The sequence below is a fragment of the Herminiimonas fonticola genome, from assembly GCF_003293745.1.
Taxonomy (GTDB): domain Bacteria; phylum Pseudomonadota; class Gammaproteobacteria; order Burkholderiales; family Burkholderiaceae_D; genus Oxalicibacterium; species Oxalicibacterium fonticola.
In genome coordinates this window covers 287,126-301,143 of record NZ_PTLZ01000002.1, presented here as the reverse complement: position 1 = coordinate 301,143, position 14,018 = coordinate 287,126, and the positions used below count along the sequence as shown (strand labels likewise).

Sequence of the window (14,018 nt, the reverse complement as noted above, 5' to 3'; positions counted from 1 at the left end):
CACTCCTCTGACCGCCAGACTTACGCAGTCACATTGCCAATGATGCAATATTTCCTATCATCATCCTGTCATAAATCATCAGTACTATTCAGCCGAGACTAGTCTGTTCAATCGTAATACCGTCATAAAGCGAAGAATTATTTTGATGTCATCTTCACCTGCAAAGCCATCCGAACTAGAACACATTGCGTTCGCAGAGCACGCACTCGATATCAGTACGATGTCACTCGCGCAACCGTTAAGGTTCAGAACCAAGGAGACTCACTTGTCACCCGCCGCCAATGATGTCGCGATACATGAAAGCCACCCTGTAACAGACGACCATCTGGCACAGCGACTAAAAGAAGTCATACAGAAACGTGAGTTGACGCCACTTTTTCAGCCAATTATTCGCATGCAAACCGGCGAAATCATAGGCTACGAAGGTCTGATACGCGGCCCCTCCGATAGTCCCTTGCACTCGCCTTTGAATCTGTTCAAGGTGGCGCGCGACTGTAATCTGAGTGTTGAAGTAGAGCACTTGTGCCGTCGCATTACGCTGGAGAAATTCGCCGAACTGCAATTGCCAGGAAAGCTGTTCTTGAACGTCAGTCCTGAATGTCTGGTGCAACCTGACGTCAGGCACGGTGAGACATTGGGTTACATCCATGAAGTCGGCATCAATCCCGAGCGCGTGATCATTGAGTTGACCGAAAGTCAGCCAACATACGACTACGATTTGTTGCGCGAAGCGGTGACGCATTACCGTGCGATGGGCTTCCGGATTGCGATTGACGATCTGGGTGAAGGATTTTCCAGCCTGCGTTTGTGGTCGGAGCTTAGACCTGAATATGTAAAGATCGATATGCACTTCGTGCAAGGTATCAATCAGGATCCTATCAAGCTGCAATTTGTACGATCGATACAGGAAATCGCCGAAAAATCCGGCACCATCGTCATTGCAGAAGGCATAGAAACCGATGCTGAATTATTGATGATTCGCGATCTGGGCGTCGCTTACGGCCAAGGCTACAAGATCGCGCGCCCGACCGCCTTGCCGGCAACTACGATATCTACCGACCTGCGTAATTTGTTGCGTCATAACGGCGTAGCCGTTTATCCGCATGAGGCCGGACGCGGGCACAAAATGCTCACTGCGTTGAAACTGTTGCGCAGCGTGCCATCCGTATCGCCAGACATACAAAATAATCGCATCTATGAAATGTTCAACAGCGATCCAACGCTGGAGGTCTTGCCTGTCGTATCAAACGGCACACCGATCGGCTTGATCACGCGTGCCAATCTGATTGATCGCTTCGCTCGTCCTTATTTGCGCGAACTGCATGGCAAAAAATCCTGCACGCTGTTCATGGATTCCAATCCTTTAATTACGGATAAAAATACGGCGCTGCATGCCTTGAGCCAGATCATTGTCGACGCCGACCGCCATCACTTGTTCAACGGCTTCATCATCACCGATGCAGGTCAGTATCTGGGTATGGGCAATGCACACGATCTGATGCGCGAAATTACGCAAATGCAGATCAACGCCGCGCGCTACGCCAATCCCTTGACGCTATTGCCTGGCAACGTGCCTATCTACGAACATATAGACCGTTTGCTGGAGAACGGCACACCGTTCTGCGCCTGTTATGTCGATCTCGATCACTTCAAACCGTACAACGACGTCTACGGTTACCGCAAGGGTGATGACATTCTGCGTCTGACCGGGAAAATCCTGAGCGGCTACTGCGATCCGCAACGTGATTTTGTCGGCCATATAGGCGGCGACGATTTCATCATCCTGTTTCAGAATGATGACTGGGAAGAACGCTGCCGCACGATACTCGATGTCTTCGCCGCTGCGATACCAGACTTCTACAATGAAGACGATCGTAAAAATGCTGGTTACATCAGTGAAGACAGGCGCGGCAAAAAGGTATTTCACGCTCTGGTAACGATATCGTTAGGACTGGTAAAAATTGAACCCGGCCACTATGTATCCCACCATCAAATTGCCAGCGCGATGGCCGATGCAAAAAAACAGGCGAAAAAAATCCCTGGGAACAGTCTTTTTATAGACCGTCGCCAGGGACCGTGGCTCAATGAAAAAACAGACGACGATTCAGCACAACTTGAACTGATCGCATCGCTGCTTTAATTCATCGATGTTCTATCGACCTAGGCTTGCGGTGACAAGCGCTTCAGGCCGCCCATATACGGGTGCAATACTTCAGGAATGATCACACTACCATCGGCTTGCTGATAATTTTCCAGCAATGCCACCAGCGTACGTCCAACCGCCAGACCGGAGCCGTTCAGCGTGTGTACGAGTTCCGGCTTGCCTTGCGCATTACGGAAACGCGCTTGCATACGACGCGCCTGGAAAGCTTCGCAATTCGATACTGATGAAATTTCACGGTAAGTATTTTGCGCCGGCAACCATACTTCCAGATCGTAGGTTTTGGTCGAACCGAAACCCATATCGCCGGTACACAAGGTAATGACGCGATACGGCAAGCCCAGCTTCTTCAAGATGTTTTCAGCGTGACCGCACATTTCCTCCAGCGCTTCGTACGATTTTTCCGGATGGACAACCTGCACCATCTCGACCTTGTCGAATTGATGCTGGCGTATCATGCCGCGCGTATCGCGCCCGTAGCTACCCGCTTCGGAGCGGAAGCAAGGTGAATGCGCCGTCATGCGAATAGGCAATGCATCGGCAGCCACGATTTCATCGCGCACGATATTCGTCAGCGGTACTTCAGCGGTAGGGATCAAATACAGAGACTCGCCCTCGCCTTCCTGGCCGCCTTTTTTCACCGCGAACAAATCCGCTTCAAACTTCGGCAACTGGCCGGTGCCTTGCAGCGAATCGGCGTTGACGATGTATGGCGTATAGCATTCAGTGTAGCCGTGCTCGGATGTATGTGTATCCAGCATGAATTGCGCGAGCGCACGATGCAGGCGGGCGATGCCACCTTTCATGACTGAGAAACGTGAACCGGTAATTTTGGCTGCCACATCAAAATCCAGGCCCAGTCCGGCACCGATATCAACGTGGTCGCGCACTTCAAAATCGAAGGCGCGCGGCGTACCGACTTTGCGCAATTCAACGTTGTCGGCTTCATCTTTGCCAACCGGTACCGATTCATGCGGCAAGTTCGGGATCGCCAGCATGAATTTGCTGATTTCTGCCTGCAAAACATCGAGTCGTGCTGCAGATGCTTTCAACTCATCGCCGATGCCAGCCACTTCCGCCATCACCGCCGAAGTATCTTCGCCCTTGCCTTTCAAGGCGCCGATTTGCTTGGACAGCGTATTGCGCTTGTTTTGCAAGTCTTCTGTTGCGGACTGAATCTGCTTGCGCTCCGCTTCCATTGCATTGAAAGCGTTGACGTCGAGCTGAAATTTACGACCGGCAAGGCGCTCGGCAACAGTGGCGATGTCTTTACGAAGAAATTGAATGTCTATCATGAGAGGGCGCGAAAAGATGAATCAAGACGAGATTGTACCAAGGCGGGCGGCGATTCCAAGCTAGTCGAGAAAATTCATCGCTTGTTCACCATTGCCATGGCCTGCGTTACCATTGCGTATTCTTAAACGCCAGCAAACAGAACATCATGAAAGATCAAGCGCCGCGCCCTATTCCCTTTTCCATCCTGATCGTTGGTTTGACGCTTGCAGTCGGCATCGCCATGTGGAGTGGCAGGCAATATTTATTGCATGGCGGCGGCATCGGCTATGGAATAGCTGGCGGCATTAGTCTTGGTGCGGCTTACGCCTTCATCAAACAAATCAAAATCCGGTTTTCTTCCAAATCTGGTGATACAGAATAAATCAGAAGAAAACATCAGCAAGGATGTGGTCAGGCCCAGCCTGATTACCAGCGAAGATTGGCGATCTGACGATTTAGACGGCGATTCAATCACTTACTTTTTGTTTTTCTTCGCTGCCTGATCTAGCGAACGTAAATAAGCCAGCTTTTCGCCGATCTTGCCTTCCAGCCCACGTGGCGTCGGCTGATACCAGTGCGGCTCGACCATCCCGTCCGGCAAATAGGTTTCATCCGCCGCATACGCGTCTGGCTCATCATGAGCATAACGATACAACTTGCCGTAGCCCAGTTCTTTCATCAGCTTGGTCGGCGCATTGCGTAAATGCTCGGGTACCAAACGCGATTTATCTTTGGTCACATGCGCGCGCGCTGCGTTATAAGCCTTGTACGCCGCATTCGATTTGGCGGCACACGCCAGATAGATAACCGCCTGCGCCAAGGCCAGTTCACCTTCCGGCGAACCAAGCCGCTCATACGTTTCGGCAGCGTCCAGCGTCAAACGCAAGGCACGCGGATCGGCCAGGCCGATATCTTCACTCGCCATACGCACAATACGGCGCGCCAGATAACGCGGATCGGCACCACCATCCAGCATGCGCACGAACCAGTACAGCGACGCATCGGGATTCGAACCGCGTACCGATTTATGTAGAGCAGAAATCTGATCGTAAAACGCATCGCCGCCTTTATCGAAGCGACGCAAGGCATCCCCGAGGCAGGCTTTCAATAACTCTGCATCGACTTCATTGAGTTTCTTCGCTTGCGCTGCACGTGCAACGATTTCCAGATTGTTCAGCAACTTGCGGCCGTCGCCATCGGCACTGCCTATCAGCGTCGCTTTGGCATCGGACGTAAACCTTAGTCCATCCAGTTCGGTAGCGGACGCCCTATCCAGCATCGCACCCAGATCTTCTTCATCCAGCGACTTCAACACATACACTGATGCACGCGACAGCAATGCGCCATTGACTTCGAACGATGGATTTTCAGTGGTTGCACCGATGAAGGTGAACAAGCCGCTTTCGACATGCGGCAGGAACGCATCCTGCTGACTCTTGTTGAAGCGATGCACTTCATCGACAAACAATATCGTGCGTCGCCCCATCGCACCGCGCGACAATTCCGCACGCTCTACCGCTTCGCGTATATCCTTCACGCCGGACAACACTGCGGATAAGGCAATGAAATCAGCGTGAAAGCTGTCAGCCATCAGGCGCGCCAATGTCGTCTTGCCGACACCCGGCGGCCCCCACAGAATCATCGAATGCGGCTCCCCCGATTCGAACGCCACGCGCAAAGGCTTGCCTTCACCAAGGATGTGCTGCTGCCCTATGACTTCGTCAAGGGTATGCGGGCGTAGCCGTTCGGCGAGAGGGATAAAACTCATGAATAAATTTGACGCTGGAAATATGCTTCGATAGCGAGAATGAAATCGACGCCAGTCGAAAAATCAAACTGGCGTCGCACTGTACCTCAACATGCTTGGCTTGCGTATCTCGCAAGCAGTCACTTTAAGTTCTACTAAAAATAAGTTACTGAAAAACGTCCGCGCCTTTCGGCACTGTAAATTTGAACTGCATTGCAGGCATCGCAGGATTTTTTTCAAACTTGGTAAATGAAAGCAGAGAAACCTGACCGAAGGAATCACGCAATTCCATCGCTTCCGGCACGCCGTTGCGCAGGCCTATACCGATGTGATCGAAAGTCGTGTCTTTGGCTTTCGGTGTCGCTTGCAGCCATTCCAGACCATTCTTGGTGCCGGCTTCTTTCAAAGTGAAATTCTTTTCCAGATCGTTGCTGCCGAACAAGATCGCAGCGGGTGACGAGCCGAGCGCGTCGCCCAGCTTCTTGATCGTGACTTGATTCAAATCTTTATCATAGATGTAGAGCTTTTCACCATCTGCCTGCAACAATTGCTCGTACGGTTTTTGATAAGTCCAGATGAATTTACCCGGACGTGCAAAGCTGAATGTACCTGAGGATTTATTCGATACCTTGCTCACACCGCTTTCGACTTTGACCAATTGCTGCGTGAACTCACCCTTTGCAGATTGCGTCGATGCCACGAAGGATTTGAACTGATCAAGCGCTGCTGCATGCGCTTGCGATGTCAAAAACAATGCGCCTGCTACCAGAGCCGTAGCGAACAATGCGACGCGCAGGTCTAGTGCTTTTGCCACCAGCGATTTCTGTTTCGGATTATTTTGTTGAGAATATTTTTTCATGAGGTCTTTCTATTCAGCTGCATTCCCGGCAGGCACCAGAATTTCCCGGTTGCCGTTGGATTGCATGGTTGAGACCAGACCGCTTTGCTCCATCTGTTCCAGCAGACGAGCGGCGCGGTTATAGCCGATACGCAAATGGCGTTGCACCAGCGAAATCGAAGCCCGGCGATTCTTGAGCACAATGGCAACAGCCTGATCGTAAAGCGCATCCGCTTCGCCACCACCGACACCGCCTTCAGCACTCAGGGTCAAGTCGCCATCTTCTGCAACGCCTCCTTCTAGGATGCCTTCTATGTAGTTTGGTTCACCTTGCGCCTTCAGGTGATCAACCACGCGATGCACTTCCTCATCCGAAACGAAGGCGCCATGCACACGCACAGGCAAACCCGTGCCCGGCGGCATGTACAACATGTCACCCATACCGAGCAATGCTTCCGCGCCCATTTGATCCAGAATCGTGCGTGAATCGATCTTGCTGCTGACCTGGAATGCAATACGCGTGGGAATATTCGCCTTGATCAAACCTGTGATCACGTCTACAGATGGGCGCTGTGTCGCCAGAATCAAGTGGATACCGGCAGCACGTGCTTTTTGTGCAATACGTGCAATCAATTCTTCAACTTTTTTACCGACTACCATCATAAGATCGGCCAGCTCGTCGATGATGATGACGATGGTTGGTAATTTTTCCAGCGGCTCAGGTTCATCCGGTGTCAGGCTGAACGGGTTCGGAATCTTCTGTTCATTCTTTTCCGCTTCGGCGATCTTGGTGTTGTAGCCGGCAAGGTTACGCACACCTAACTTGCTCATCAATTTATAGCGGCGCTCCATCTCGTTGACGCCCCAGTTGAGCGCGTGACCTGCTTGACGCATATCGGTAACAACTGGTGCCAGCAGATGCGGGATGCCTTCGTAAATCGACAATTCCAGCATCTTCGGATCGATCAGGATCAAACGCACCTGATTCGGATCGGACTTGTAGAGCAGCGACAGAATAGTCGCGTTGATACCCACCGATTTACCCGAGCCTGTCGTACCGGCTACCAGCAAATGCGGCATCTTCGCCAGATCGGCAACGACTGGATTACCGGCAATGTCCTTGCCCAATGCGATCGTCAGGCTGGAGTGACTGTCGTTGTAGACTTTGGAGCTGATGATCTCGGTCAAACGCACAATCTGGCGCTTGGGATTCGGCAATTCCAGCGCCATGTAATTTTTGCCAGGAATTGTTTCCACCACGCGTATCGAGGTCAGCGACAACGAGCGCGCCAGATCGCGTGCGAGGCCGACGATCTGGCTGCCCTTGACGCCGGTCGCCGGTTCAATTTCGTAACGCGTGACCACCGGACCAGGATAGGCTGCAACCACTTTGACCGTAATGCCGAAGTCGGAAAGCTTTTTCTCGATCAAACGACTGGTGAATTCCAGTGTCTCTATGCTGACGGTTTCCTGCAATTGCGGCGCTTCATCCAGCAGCGAAAGTGGCGGCAGATTGGTATCCGGTAAATCGTTGAACAACGAAACCTGACGTTCTTTTTCAACGCGATCCGATTTCGGCACAGCGACGATTTGCGGCTCGATACGCATAGGTGCTGCATCGACGATTTTTGCACGTTCGTGCACAACCACTTCTTCGCGTTTGACTGCGGCGACGACGCCGACCTTGCGATCTTCGCGTGCGCCATACAGATTGCGGATCGCCTGCAATATCAGCTCTATCGTTTCACCTATGCGTTCGGCCACGCCCAACCATGACACGTGGAAGAACAAGCTGAAACCCAAACCGAACAGCAATAACAGCAGCAAGGTCGCGCCCATGAAACCGAAAGCGTCTTCCGCCGCACTGCCTATCAATCTACCCAACACGCCGCCTGGCGCATTCGGCAAGGCCGCCTTCAAGCTGTACATGCGCAAATATTCAAGCGCGACGCTGCCTACCATCAGCAGGAAGAATCCAATGCCGCGAATCAAACCTTCATGCCTATGCTCAGGTTCAGGCTCTTTTTTCAACAGGAAGCGTTGCGACAGGCGGCGATAACCCAGCCAGACCAACCGCAGCGAAAAGATGCACAACCACCAGGCCGAGAAACCGAAAATAAACAGCAACAAATCAGCCAGCCATGCGCCGGCACGACCACCGAGGTTATGCAGCTTGGGAACGACGCTCGCATGCGACCAGCTAGGATCAGCCGGCGAGTAAGTCAGAAAAATCAGAATCAGATAAACCGTGACGGCGGCGAGGATAAACCAGCGTGCCTCTGACAACAGTCGCACGAGTTTGCCAGGCAAAGGCTGGTCTTTTGTTGAATCGGTCTTGCGGGTATAGGTTGTACTTGTCTTTGTCATAAATCCGGACGCATGGCGTCAATGTTAAGCATGCTGAATAGGCTACGAAAATAAAGCTACGACAGCGTATAAGTCAGCTTTGATCCAGTTGATCGGCTTGCACGCAGGGGCGAAAGACAGCCTCAAGGCTGTTTCTGCTTGCCGTTCCTGCTGCTGCGGCTGGTTCGTCTATAATCTTAACCAGTTTTTCCCTGTTACACCCAATAATTCAAGGACAGGTTGAAATTTGATGCCGTGGCAACATATATCAGCCAGTGGCACGCGATTTTTACCGGTCTATGCCTCATTTATTCACACTTTGACGATTAATCATTCATGCCTACCGCAAAACATGCCCACGTTTTAATTCTTGGTTCCGGCCCCGCCGGTTACAGCGCAGCAGTGTATGCCGCGCGTGCCAACCTCAAACCGGTATTGATTACCGGCGTTGAACAAGGTGGTCAATTGATGACCACCACCGACGTGGAAAACTGGCCGGGCGATCCGCTGGGCGTGCAAGGTCCGGAATTGATGCAACGTCTGTTGCAGCATGCAGAGCGCTTCAATACTGAAGTCATCTTCGACCATATCCACACCACCAAGCTGGATGAAAAACCTATACGCCTGATCGGCGACATGGGCGAATACACCTGTGATTCGCTAATCATTGCGACCGGCGCATCGGCGCAGTATCTGGGTCTGGAATCGGAACAGTCATTCATGGGCAAAGGCGTGTCCGCTTGTGCAACTTGCGATGGCTTCTTCTATCGCGAACAGGACGTGGCGGTTATCGGCGGCGGCAATACTGCAGTCGAAGAAGCCTTGTACCTGTCGAACATCGCGAAAAAAGTCACACTCGTTCACAGACGCGACAAATTCCGTGCGGAACCGATTTTGGTCGACCGCCTGATGGCAAAAGTTGCCGAAGGCAAGATCGAGCTGAAACTGAACCACACGCTGGAAGAAGTTACCGGCGACGACAGCGGCGTAACCGGCATCAAGATCAAGTCGACTGCAGGCGATGCAGTCACGAATATCAAGTTGCACGGGGTCTTCGTCGCCATCGGCCACAAACCGAATACCAGCATTTTCGAAGGCCAGCTCGATATGCATAACGGCTACATCAAGACGAAAACCGGTCTCGAAGGCATGGCAACTGCAACCAGCGTTCCTGGTGTATTTGCCGCTGGCGACGTACAAGATCACATCTATCGCCAGGCCATTACCAGTGCCGGCACCGGCTGTATGGCCGCACTGGATGCGCAACGCTATCTGGAAGGCTAAAAGTAAAGGTAGTCGCTAACCAAGTCGCTACGATACTTTTTTACGATGCCAAATTTAAAGCACACAAGGACCTGCCAAATGCAGGCTCTTGTGCGCTTTAACCGGATTATTCAGGAACACCCCTCATGTCTGCTTCCATCAAGGATTTCGCCGGACTTAAATCGCTGCAAAAGGATTTAAAGTCCAGGGAAGAAACACGTAAAGCCGCCGAAGAAAAGCGCATACAGGAAGAGAAAACTGCGCAACTGGAAGCAGATCTGTTCCGCCGCAGCATAGGTGTAGTCGCACCGCTCACGCCATCCAACAAGTTAAACGTCAGCACCACCAAGCCGCTCCCTATCGCTCGCCAGCATCTGGCTGATGAACAGGCCGCATTGCGGGAATCGCTGTCCGACGAATTCACGATAGAAACCCTGCTGGAAACCGACGGAGCATTAAGCTACGCGCGCAATGGCATAGGTCAGGACGTCGTACGCAAATTACGGCGCGGCCATTGGGTGATTCAAAGCCAGCTTGATTTGCATGGCTTGCGTACTGACGAAGCACGCGAAGCGCTGGGAGAGTTCTTGCGCGAGGCGATCAAGCGCGGCCTGCGCTGTGTGCGCGTCATTCACGGCAAGGGATTAGGGTCTATCAACAAAGAACCCGTACTGAAAAACAAGGTGCGCAACTGGTTGGTGCAAAAGGACGAAGTCCTCGCATTTTGTCAGGCCAAAGCGGCCGACGGCGGTGCTGGCGCTTTGGTTGTGTTGTTGAGAGCAAGCTAACAAACGCTGAGCCTGCCGGCAAACCCATGATGAGAAGTGAGAACCCGAGTTCGGTTTTACAGCAAACCCGGGGTACCAACAGACTGCAGATTTATACCGCGTCAACGCCGGTTTCACCGGTACGAATACGCACTACCTGTTCCACTGACTGAACGAAAATCTTGCCGTCGCCGATTTTACCGGTACGCGCGGCCTTGATGACGGCCTCTACGGCTTGTTCGACTACCGCATCATCGACCACTGCTTCGACTTTGACCTTAGGCAAAAAGTCGACCACATATTCTGCACCGCGATATAACTCGGTATGCCCTTTTTGGCGACCGAAGCCTTTGACTTCTGTCACGGTCAAACCGGTGACGCCGACGTCGGCCAATGCTTCGCGCACTTCGTCGAGTTTGAATGGCTTGATAATGGCGGTAATTTGTTTCATCAAAACTCCTTGAATTAAAGCTTACTTGAGCTGTTTGTTTAGGTATCTAGTCTACGCTGTGACCGACATTCACTGATACATTTTATTTATTCTGCCATCATTCGCGAAATTTGGATGTAATCGGATAACGCCAATCGCGCCCAAAGGCGCGATGCGTGACGCGAATACCCACCGGCGACTGTCTACGTTTGTATTCATTGATCTTGATCAGATGCGTGATGCGCGCGACGTCTTCCTTGCGATAACCGGCTTCGATAATTTCTGCGCCGCTTTGATTTTCTTCCATGTACATCTGCATGATGGCATCGAGAATTTCATAAGGCGGCAATGAATCCTGATCGGTTTGATCCGGACGCAGTTCTGCCGAAGGCGCACGCGTCAGGATACGATCAGGAATCACATCGGAAACAGTATTCCTGTATGCGCACAAGCGATACACCAGCGTCTTCGCAATATCCTTCAGCACAGCAAAGCCGCCCGCCATGTCGCCGTACAAGGTGCAATAACCAACCGCCATTTCACTCTTGTTACCAGTCGTCAGCACTATTGAACCATGTTTGTTCGACAGCGCCATCAAAATAGTGCCGCGTATGCGTGCCTGAATATTTTCTTCAGTCGTGTCCTGCGGCAAACCCTTGAATTCGTCGGCCAGCGTGCGATTGAATGCATCAAAACAATCACTGATGCCGATCTCGTCGTAACGTACGCCAACGCGCTTGACCATATCGCGCGAATCTATCCAGGAAATTTCTGCTGTGTACGGCGATGGCATCATGATGGTGCGCACTTTATCTGCACCCAGCGCATCTACCGCAACGGCCAGCGTCAATGCCGAATCGACGCCGCCGGACATGCCTATCAGTGCGCCCGGAAAACCATTCTTGCCTATGTAATCGCGCACACCCAATACCAGGGCTTTGTAGACTTGTGCTTCGACTGAGCTTTCTTCGATGATCGTGCCGTTGATAGGCTGGCCATCCTTGAATTCGATGATTTGCAAGTCTTCTACGCAATGCTGCAATTGCGCGCGCATCGCACCTTGCTGATCCAGCACAAAAGAATTACCGTCGAAAATCAATTCATCCTGACCACCAACCAGATTCGCATACACCAGGCTCATGCCGTGCACGGTCACATTGGCGTGCATCACATCGACACGCAAATACTGTTTGTTCATATGGAAGGGCGAGCCATTCGGCACCAGCAACACTTGCGCACCCGCTTCCGCCGCGCGCGCAGGTGCGTGTGAAAACCAGGTATCTTCGCAAATATTGATACCGAATTTGGTGCCTTTGACGTCGAAGACCAGCGGCAGATCGGCGGATAAAAAATAGCGCTTCTCATCAAACACCGTCGCATTTGGCAAATCATGTTTGTAATAGCTGCCGCTGATATGGCCGTTGAGCAAAACCGATGCGGCATTGAAGCGCAGGCCATCCTTTTCAACCGGATGCCCGACAATGACATGCACGTCCTTCAAATTCGCCAAATCGGCCGCGAGCTCGTCCAACGTCTGCGCGGTTTTTGCGTAGAATGAATCGCGCAGCAACAAATCCTCGGGCGGATAACCGACCAGCGATAATTCTGGCGTCAAAACGATGTCTGCACCTTGTGCAGCGGCGCGGCGTGAGAACTCGGCAATTTTGGCGCGATTGCCGGCCAGATCACCGACGGTACTGTTGATTTGCGCGATGGCGACTTTTACTGTCATGGCTAGAGTAATAAATGATGAAATTCAATAATGAAATTCGAAAACAAAATTCCAGAAAATGAAAGAGCGTGAAGCTGGCTAATGCATGAATAAAGCTAAATCACCTGTGAACGAAACGTCGGATGACTCAAGCACCGAATCTTCCAGCGAGCCTGCACACGAATCGTCCAACGCATCTTTCAACGCGTCTACTAATTATCGCACGCGTATCGTTTCCGCTCTGTCTGAAATCGGCCAAACCCAATGGGATGCACTGGTTCAAGCGCAAGCCGAAGCCAATCCCTTTTTGTCATTCGCTTTCCTGAATGCCTTGCATGAAAGCGGCTGTGCTTCAGGAAAATCCGGCTGGCAGCCGCAATTCCTGACAATATGGCGCGCAAATGACGACAAGGCTGGCGGTGATCTGGTCGCCGCGCTGCCACTGTACGTCAAGAGCCACTCCTACGGCGAGTACGTGTTCGACTGGGCATGGGCCGATGCCTATGAGCGCAACGGCCTTGAATACTATCCGAAGCTACTGTCGGCCATTCCATTCACGCCGGTGACAGGCAGCCGTCTGCTGGCGCACGATGCGGAGGCCACGAGGGCTTTGATCGCGGCACTTACGACAGTGCAAGAGAGCAATACCTTTTCTTCCACGCACATCCTTTATCCGCCACAAGCACAAGCCGAAATATTACGTGAGGCCGGCTTTATGCTGCGTACCGGCGTGCAGTTTCACTGGCTCAATGCCGACTACAAGGATTTTGACGCCTTCCTCAAAACTCTGGAACGCAAGAAGCGCAAGAATATCCGCGCCGAGCGCCGCAAGGTGCATGATGCAGGCGTAACTTTCCGCCATGTCTCAGGTCATGCTGCCACCGAGGACGACTGGATTTTCTTCAAGCGCTGCTACGATCACACTTACGCCGACCATCGCTCAACGCCGTATCTCAATCTGGATTTCTTTCAGCGCATAGGCGCAACGATGCCGCAGAACATCTTGTTGATCATTGCTGAACAGGATGGCCAGGCGATTGCCTCATCCTTGCTGATTCATGATGAGCAAAATGTATTTGGCCGTTATTGGGGCGCGCTGAAACACGTCGATTGCCTGCATTTTGAAACTGCTTATTATCAGCCGCTGGAATTCTGTATCGCCAACAAGATGGCTTGCTTCGAAGGTGGCGCTCAGGGCGAACACAAAATGGCGCGAGGTTTCCTGCCGCAAAAAACCTGGTCTGCACATTGGCTGGCACATGCGGCGTTTTCCGATGCCATAGAAGAATTCCTGAAACGAGAAACCGGTGGCATAGAGTCGTATATGGATGAATTGAATGAACGCAATCCATTCAAGCTATAACAAGACATTAGAAATGGGAAAATAAAATGGCGATATATAAGCCGAGCTTAAAACACGGTTAAAAACCGGGTTGTAAAAAATGTTCAAGCCGCAAATTTTCATCATCAAAAGCTTGTC

The 14,018-nt window shown here is 51.9% G+C and carries 11 protein-coding genes; 5 read left to right on the top strand and 6 right to left on the bottom strand.

What is annotated here, in order from left to right; translation table 11 throughout:
- Positions 1 to 145: 145 nt before the first annotated feature.
- On the top strand, positions 146 to 2,140 hold the full coding sequence (locus Hfont_RS08775) for a GGDEF domain-containing protein (protein WP_241523058.1): 1,995 nt from the start codon (positions 146 to 148) through the stop codon (positions 2,138 to 2,140).
- Between the two features lie 20 nt (positions 2,141 to 2,160).
- Here the strand turns inward: Hfont_RS08775 and serS are convergent, their stop codons facing one another.
- Positions 2,161 to 3,456, bottom strand: coding sequence for a serine--tRNA ligase (gene serS / locus Hfont_RS08770; protein ID WP_112992008.1), 1,296 nt, complete (start codon positions 3,454 to 3,456; stop codon positions 2,161 to 2,163).
- Positions 3,457 to 3,602: 146 nt separating this feature from the next.
- Here serS and Hfont_RS08765 point away from each other — a divergent pair, with 146 nt between their 5' ends.
- Entirely contained in the window at positions 3,603 to 3,818 is a 216-nt protein-coding gene (locus Hfont_RS08765; RefSeq protein WP_112992007.1) for a hypothetical protein, read from the top strand.
- A gap of 93 nt (positions 3,819 to 3,911) precedes the next feature.
- Here the strand turns inward: Hfont_RS08765 and Hfont_RS08760 are convergent, their stop codons facing one another.
- The 3 genes from Hfont_RS08760 to Hfont_RS08750 form a co-directional block, all read right to left on the bottom strand.
- Positions 3,912 to 5,204 carry a replication-associated recombination protein A gene (locus Hfont_RS08760; RefSeq protein ID WP_112992006.1) on the bottom strand — a complete coding sequence of 431 codons (1,293 nt, stop codon included), beginning with the start codon at positions 5,202 to 5,204 and terminating at the stop codon, positions 3,912 to 3,914.
- A gap of 145 nt (positions 5,205 to 5,349) precedes the next feature.
- Complete coding sequence (gene lolA / locus Hfont_RS08755; protein WP_112992005.1) at positions 5,350 to 6,042, bottom strand: outer membrane lipoprotein chaperone LolA; 693 nt, start codon at positions 6,040 to 6,042, stop codon at positions 5,350 to 5,352.
- Positions 6,043 to 6,051: 9 nt separating this feature from the next.
- Positions 6,052 to 8,388, bottom strand: coding sequence for a DNA translocase FtsK (locus Hfont_RS08750; protein WP_112992004.1), 2,337 nt, complete (start codon positions 8,386 to 8,388; stop codon positions 6,052 to 6,054).
- Between the two features lie 315 nt (positions 8,389 to 8,703).
- Between Hfont_RS08750 and trxB the strand changes: the two genes are divergently transcribed.
- On the top strand, positions 8,704 to 9,651 hold the full coding sequence (gene trxB / locus Hfont_RS08745) for a thioredoxin-disulfide reductase (protein WP_112992003.1): 948 nt from the start codon (positions 8,704 to 8,706) through the stop codon (positions 9,649 to 9,651).
- Positions 9,652 to 9,776: 125 nt separating this feature from the next.
- On the top strand, positions 9,777 to 10,418 hold the full coding sequence (locus Hfont_RS08740) for a Smr/MutS family protein (protein WP_112992002.1): 642 nt from the start codon (positions 9,777 to 9,779) through the stop codon (positions 10,416 to 10,418).
- Between the two features lie 91 nt (positions 10,419 to 10,509).
- Here the strand turns inward: Hfont_RS08740 and Hfont_RS08735 are convergent, their stop codons facing one another.
- On the bottom strand, positions 10,510 to 10,848 hold the full coding sequence (locus tag Hfont_RS08735; protein WP_112992001.1) for a P-II family nitrogen regulator: 339 nt from the start codon (positions 10,846 to 10,848) through the stop codon (positions 10,510 to 10,512).
- Positions 10,849 to 10,945: 97 nt separating this feature from the next.
- Positions 10,946 to 12,559: an NAD+ synthase gene (locus Hfont_RS08730; RefSeq protein ID WP_112992000.1), complete on the bottom strand. Its 1,614-nt coding sequence runs from the start codon at positions 12,557 to 12,559 to the stop codon at positions 10,946 to 10,948.
- An 85-nt stretch (positions 12,560 to 12,644) separates the two neighbouring features.
- Here Hfont_RS08730 and Hfont_RS08725 point away from each other — a divergent pair, with 85 nt between their 5' ends.
- Positions 12,645 to 13,901 carry a GNAT family N-acetyltransferase gene (locus tag Hfont_RS08725; protein WP_112991999.1) on the top strand — a complete coding sequence of 419 codons (1,257 nt, stop codon included), beginning with the start codon at positions 12,645 to 12,647 and terminating at the stop codon, positions 13,899 to 13,901.
- The last annotated feature ends 117 nt before the right edge of the window (positions 13,902 to 14,018 follow it).

Excerpts from the sequence above, each read along its gene's own strand:
- Hfont_RS08750 (WP_112992004.1), bottom strand. The coding sequence starts at position 8,388 with ATGACAAAGACAAGTACAACCTATACCCGCAAGACCGATTCAACAAAA.
- Hfont_RS08740 (WP_112992002.1), top strand. The coding sequence starts at position 9,777 with ATGTCTGCTTCCATCAAGGATTTCGCCGGACTTAAATCGCTGCAAAAG.
- Hfont_RS08735 (WP_112992001.1), bottom strand. The coding sequence starts at position 10,848 with ATGAAACAAATTACCGCCATTATCAAGCCATTCAAACTCGACGAAGTG.
- Hfont_RS08725 (WP_112991999.1), top strand. The coding sequence starts at position 12,645 with ATGAATAAAGCTAAATCACCTGTGAACGAAACGTCGGATGACTCAAGC.
- Hfont_RS08765 (WP_112992007.1), top strand. The coding sequence starts at position 3,603 with ATGAAAGATCAAGCGCCGCGCCCTATTCCCTTTTCCATCCTGATCGTT.
- lolA (WP_112992005.1), bottom strand. The coding sequence starts at position 6,042 with ATGAAAAAATATTCTCAACAAAATAATCCGAAACAGAAATCGCTGGTG.
- serS (WP_112992008.1), bottom strand. The coding sequence starts at position 3,456 with ATGATAGACATTCAATTTCTTCGTAAAGACATCGCCACTGTTGCCGAG.
- trxB (WP_112992003.1), top strand. The coding sequence starts at position 8,704 with ATGCCTACCGCAAAACATGCCCACGTTTTAATTCTTGGTTCCGGCCCC.
- Hfont_RS08730 (WP_112992000.1), bottom strand. The coding sequence starts at position 12,559 with ATGACAGTAAAAGTCGCCATCGCGCAAATCAACAGTACCGTCGGTGAT.
- Hfont_RS08760 (WP_112992006.1), bottom strand. The coding sequence starts at position 5,204 with ATGAGTTTTATCCCTCTCGCCGAACGGCTACGCCCGCATACCCTTGAC.
- Hfont_RS08775 (WP_241523058.1), top strand. The coding sequence starts at position 146 with ATGTCATCTTCACCTGCAAAGCCATCCGAACTAGAACACATTGCGTTC.